Source organism: Candidatus Obscuribacterales bacterium (assembly GCA_036703605.1).
In the GTDB taxonomy this organism is placed as follows: Bacteria; Cyanobacteriota; Cyanobacteriia; order RECH01; family RECH01; genus RECH01.
Genome location: DATNRH010000806.1, coordinates 1 through 4,174 on the forward strand (window position 1 = coordinate 1; position 4,174 = coordinate 4,174).

Here is a 4,174-nt window from a genome sequence, read left to right on the forward strand (position 1 = left end):
TTGGAGAAATAAGCTAATGACACAAGATAAACCAAAAATTGCTCTAGTGACAGGAGCAAGTCGTGGACTGGGAAAGAATACTGCTTTGGCAGTGGCAAAGAAAGGAGTGGGCGTAATTGTGACCTATCTCAACGGTGAAGCGGAAGCAAAATCCGTTGTTTCTGAAATTGAGGCAATGGGAAATAAAGCAGTGGCATTGCAGCTCGATATCGGCAGCATCGAAACCCTTGATGCATTTGTGATACAAGTCAAGCAAGCCCTACAAAACACTTGGGACATCGAGCAATTTGATTTCCTCATCAATAACGCTGGAATTAGTGGCGGTTCACTGTTTGCAGAAACAACAGAGGAAGAATTTGATCGACTGTTCAACGTTAACTTCAAGGGGGTCTTCTTTCTCACTCAGAAGTTGCTGCCATTGCTCAAAGATGGTGGACGAATCGTGAATGTTTCATCGTTTTTGACCCGCACCATAAGACCAGGACGAGCGATCTATGCCAGCATGAAGGGCGCGATCGAGGTTCTGACTCGCTCCTTAGCAAAGGAACTAGGACAGCGGCAAATCACAGTGAATGTAGTCGCTCCAGGCGCGATCGCCACCGAGGGCAGTGTCGTGCGGGACAATCCAGAGATCAATAAGTACATCGCGTCCCAAACTGCTTTAGGTCGGGTAGGTGAACCCGATGATATTGGAGGGGCGATCGCGCTGTTGCTGTCGGAAGAGAATCGATGGATTACTGGACAGCGAATCGAAGTCTCCGGGGGGCAGTCTCTGTAGCTCAAATCAACTTCAATCGGTAGACAAATCATGTTAGCCAATTAACTGATTCAGAGCATCAGTTCCAGATTGAGCTACTTGTAGAGCCTCCAATCGTGAAGTTTACACAGATCTACTCGTGCTCTACTGCGACAAAACATCGATACGAAGATCAGGCAAGGGTTTGAGGAGATGAATCAGCCCTGCCATCAGTAGTTTCAGCGGCTCACTGGAATGATACCAAAGCAGCTTCGCTAGCTCCCTAAAAATTTAATAAACCACCGTAAGAATCTGAAAGAACTTGAGTGTTAAAACTCATAGACTCAAGTTAGTTAAGACAAAGACAATCTGTACATCAAGTATGTAAGCATCGCACAACAATCCTGTTGATAGCGGTCGTTGGCAGGGGTGATCTCACTCCTCCCAATTGTTATGGGTTGTCTCAGATGTCATCCCCTTACTGGCATTGCCAGAACTTGAATAGCCAATCGCTCAGATGAATTGCTGTTTGGCAAAGCACCCTTTTGTCAACATCTGTCACCAAGCGCTATATTGTCATTTAGTGACAGATAGCCAGGGGAGAGGTGGTTGTGGGGAGTGACGGTGCCAGCGATAGGACAAAGAATGAGCGCAAACCAGGGGGGATGAGTGAGCAGCGGCACCAGCGGATACGTCTGGAGATTTCGCGGGAGGCGGCGCGTTTGTTCTGGGAGCAAGGCGTCGCGGCCACGACCGGCGAGCAAATCGCCGCTGCCGTGGGTCTCTCGGTGCGCACCCTCTGGCGGTACTTCCGCAATAAGGAGAGCTGTGTCGAGCCGGTCTTGGCGCAGGATGGCGAGGAGTTTGTGGCGCTATTGCGTCGCTGGCCTCGGGATGTCTCCCTTGAAGATCACCTCGTCGAGTGGGCGGTGAATCGGACTAAAGATCCCGATCAGCAGTCCTTTGATCAGGCTGTGATCAAAATGACTGTATTGGCCGAAAAAGAGCCGGATCTGCGGACGGCCTGGCTGATGACTAACGACCGAATAGAGCACGCTCTGGTCGAGATTTTTGCCGATCGCCTGCGGCGATCGCCTGACGATATTGAGGTGCGGATGCATGCCGCAGCGGCCACCGCAGTCGTGCGCGTTATCAGTGAAGACGTCAGTGCTGCCCTGATGGCGGGAGCCGATCGTACCTCGCTCGACAACCCGCTTGGGCAGATGGCCCGCGCCGTGCACATCGCTACTGGGGGGGCGATCGGCGATCCTGTCGATCCCTAAACTGATGAGCAATTGAAGTTAGCAACAAGAGTAAAAGAACGGAGATGAAGATGCAAAATACCGAAAGACCGCAGGGAATCATCGCAGAAGCGAAAAAAGTTACCTACGTGGAGGCTGCCCGGTGGGGTAAGTATCGGGGGTGGCGGTATGTTCTGGGGCTGATGATCATCCTCTTTGCGTGGCTGATCGTCGGTAGTGGTGCCAGTGTACTCGTCGCGTTCGCGCTCGGTGGCCAGGCAGACCCCTCGGGGCTTGGGCTTGTGGAATACTACCTGTTTGTCATAGCGAGTTTTCTGTGCTTTTTCGCCGGAGTGCTGATCGCTGTCTCCCTCGTCCACCGCCGCCATCCCCGAACGCTCGTCACAGCGCGGAAGCGGATAGACTGGCATCGGGTCGGTCATGGATTCGTGGCGTGGTTTGTGCCGTACGGCCTGATCGGTGGGCTAGGGCAGTATCTGTTCTACCCAGATACCTTCTCCTTCAACTCCGGCCTCATAACATTTGCGCTTTTTGTGCCGCTGGCGCTGGTTCTCACCGCGATCCAGACGACAACGGAGGAGCTTTTCTTTCGCGGATACATCGTGCAGGGCGCGAGCCTCATCTGGAGCAACCGCGTTTTTCTGGCGATCGTGCCAGCCGTTATCTTTACCCTGCCACACCTCCTCAACCCGGAGGCGCGGGCGGGCGGCTGGCTCACGATCTTTTCCAACTACTTCTTCGTTCCGGGTCTGGTGTGGACTGTGGTCTCGTTGATTGACGGCACTACTGAACTCGCCATCGGCGTACACTTCGCGAACAACATCGGTGGGGTACTCCTGTTCAACATCACTGGAACTGCCTTGCCCTCACCCGCTCTGTTCACCATCAGCGAGTATCACGCCACCTACGGGGCGCTATCAGGGCTGGTTGCAGTACCCGTGTTTCTGGCGATCGCCTACGGAGTGTTCAAGCGTAAGACGCCAACCCGTTTCCCAGAGCCACCGCAAGATCGTGGGTGATCTCGTCAGGTCGCAAACCTATCAGCAAATGAACCTGACTATCTCATCGACCTCGAACTGCCCGACAAAGGGGCGTTCTGCACCCTATAACCACAAGATCGCGAAGGCTTGAAAACAATTCTGAAATGACATTGAGGATAGAGTCATGGCTAAGCATAAAAACACTCGGCTGCAACTGTTTGGGCTGCTGTGGTTGGCAGGCATGGCTGGGGTCATATCCCTGGTATTGCTGCCGTTGCCCTTGCTCCCAGAGGGTGCCCCACCTGCCGCCGTGGTTAGGCTATTGGTGCTGGTACAGCCCACGATTTTGCTGTCGGTGGCGGTGCTGATAGGCGTCCTCTTGACTCCCCGGCTAGGGCTAATGGCACCGGGGGCAGAGGCGCTGGCTATGGGGCAATCGTGGCGGAAAGCCATGGTTCCTCAACTGTTGCCCGGTGTGGTGGGTGGGTTGATCAGCGGTGCACTGCTGACGGCGATCGCCCTGCTGTCTCGCCCGCTGCTGCCACCAGCCTATGGAGCGGCTGAGCCTACGCCGCTGCTAGTGCGATTTCTCTACGGCGGTATCACCGAAGAAATTTTGATCCGCTGGGGACTGATGACGCTGCTCCTATGGCTGGGCTGGCGATTTGGTCAGCAGCGCCAGGGTAAACCCCAGACCCAATGGGTGGTCGTCGCCATTGCCGTCTCCTCCCTAGGGTTTGCTATGGCCCACTTGCCCGCTGCGATCGCCCTAGGACTACCGTTAACCCCAGCCTTGCTAGGGTTCTTGCTGCTCCAAAATTCCTTGTTTGCAGTAGTTGCGGGGTATTTATTCTGGCGCTACGGGCTAGAGGCCGCCATGATTGCCCACCTGACAGTTCATGCCGTGCTGGCTCTCGTTGGCTAAGGGTTTAGACACCCTTATTTGCATCATCGACAGCGCTGCTCTACGCGGCGGTGCTCACTCTTAAGCATCACTGCATCCATCACCAAACATTGGAGATAAAAATATGTCACGCAAAGCGATCGCCACAAAGCGCCTTATTCACCCGAATCATGAAGCAAAACACATCCGCTTGCTTCGCAAACCCTTCCATATCATTCGCGCCAGTTTTCGCGCCTACCTCATCATCAACGCCATTGTGTATGGCTTAGTCATCATCGGGATGATAGCGGCG

4 protein-coding genes are annotated in these 4,174 nt (G+C 54.0%); all 4 read left to right on the forward strand.

The features are described from left to right. A partial coding sequence (locus V6D20_16785) for an SDR family oxidoreductase (protein ID HEY9817436.1) occupies window positions 1–778 on the forward strand: 778 nt, incomplete at its 5' end. 569 nt (window positions 779–1,347) lie between these two features. Next, entirely contained in the window at window positions 1,348–2,019 is a 672-nt protein-coding gene (locus V6D20_16790; protein ID HEY9817437.1) for a helix-turn-helix domain-containing protein, read from the forward strand. Between the two features lie 50 nt (window positions 2,020–2,069). Then, on the forward strand, window positions 2,070–3,017 hold the full coding sequence (locus V6D20_16795) for a type II CAAX endopeptidase family protein (protein ID HEY9817438.1): 948 nt from the start codon (window positions 2,070–2,072) through the stop codon (window positions 3,015–3,017). 145 nt (window positions 3,018–3,162) lie between these two features. Continuing rightward, on the forward strand, window positions 3,163–3,903 hold the full coding sequence (locus V6D20_16800) for a CPBP family intramembrane glutamic endopeptidase (GenBank protein HEY9817439.1): 741 nt from the start codon (window positions 3,163–3,165) through the stop codon (window positions 3,901–3,903). The last annotated feature ends 271 nt before the right edge of the window (window positions 3,904–4,174 follow it).